General features: G+C 65.6%; 1 protein-coding gene. It reads left to right on the top strand.

The features are described 5' to 3' along the window. The first annotated feature begins 103 nt into the window (after positions 1-103). Entirely contained in the window at positions 104-1,303 is a 1,200-nt protein-coding gene (locus J3S89_RS02425) for an IS256 family transposase (protein WP_217925887.1), read from the top strand. Positions 1,304-1,371 lie beyond the last annotated feature (68 nt).

Genomic DNA, 1,371 nt, shown 5'->3' on the forward strand with positions numbered 1-1,371 from the left:
GATCGTGTCCCCGGGCGTGGTGTAGCTGGGTGTTGAAGGTGGTCATCGGCGGAACGTCGATATGGTTGGAGTTGCGAAAGCCAACCTGACCGAGGAACCACCGATGACCGACGTGATGATGAGCCTGCGGACGCTCGTGGAGAAGAGCCCCGACGCCGATGTGCTGCGCGAGATGATCGGCTTTGCCGCCGAGCGCCTGATGGAATTGGAAATCGGCGCCCGAACCGGGGCCGGGTGGGGCGAGAAGAGCACGGACCGACTGGCACAACGCAACGGCTACCGCGAACGCGACTGGGAGACGCGGGCCGGGACGGTCGAGCTGCGCATTCCGCGCCTTCGCACCGGCAGCTATTTCCCCGGCTTCCTCGAACCCCGTCGGATGGCGGAGAAGGCGCTGACCGCCGTCATCCAGGAGGCCTATATCCAGGGCATCTCGACGCGCTCGGTCGACGATCTGGTCAAGTCGCTCGGCATGAGCGGCATCTCGAAGAGCCAGGTCAGTCGCCTGTGCGAAGAGATCGACGTGCGGGTGAAGGCCTTCCTCGATCGCCCGATCGAAGGGGATTGGCCCTATCTGTGGATCGATGCCACCTACCTGAAGGTCCGCCAGAACGGGCGGATCGTCTCGGTCGCGGTGATCGTCGCGGTCGGCGTCAACACCGACGGCCGGCGCGAGGTGCTCGGCATGGACATCGGGCCCTCGGAGGCCGAGACGTTCTGGACCGCCTTCCTTCGCAAGCTCGCCCGCCGTGGTCTACGTGGCGTGAAGCTGGTGATCTCCGATGCGCACGAGGGCATCAAGGCCTCGGTCTCGAAGGTGCTGACGGCGACTTGGCAACGGTGCCGCGTCCACTTCATGCGCAACGCCTTGGCGCATGCCGGTCGCAGCGGGCGTCGCGTCGTCTCCGCCTTCATCGCCACCGCCTTTGCCCAGAACGACGCCGAAGCCGCCCGTCAGCAGTGGCGCGGCGTCGCAGACCAGATCCGCCCGAAGATGGCCAAGCTCGCTACGTTGATGGATGACGCAGAAGCCGACGTGCTCGCCTACATGAGCTTCCCCGCCCAACATCGGGCAAAGCTGCACAGCACCAACCCTCTCGAACGCCTCAACGGCGACATCAAACGTCGCACCGAGGTCGTCGGCATCTTCCCCAACGAAGACGCAATCGTCCGGCTCGTCGGGGCAATCCTGCTCGAACAGAACGACGAATGGGCCGTCCAGCGATCCCGCTACATGACGCTGGAAACCATCGCCGCCATCGGCGATGATCACGCCGTCGCGCTGCCCAACATGGCGCCCTGATCCCGCCCGCCCATATCGGCGAGCCGCGCTGGCCACTGGTCAGCTACACCACGCCCGGGGACACGACC

The organism is Pinisolibacter aquiterrae, from assembly GCF_019160155.1.
GTDB lineage: Bacteria > Pseudomonadota > Alphaproteobacteria > Rhizobiales > Ancalomicrobiaceae > Pinisolibacter > Pinisolibacter aquiterrae.

What these genes read in the sequence shown, in the direction of transcription:
- J3S89_RS02425 (WP_217925887.1), top strand. Translation starts at nt 104, where the DNA reads ATGACCGACGTGATGATGAGCCTGCGGACGCTCGTGGAGAAGAGCCCC.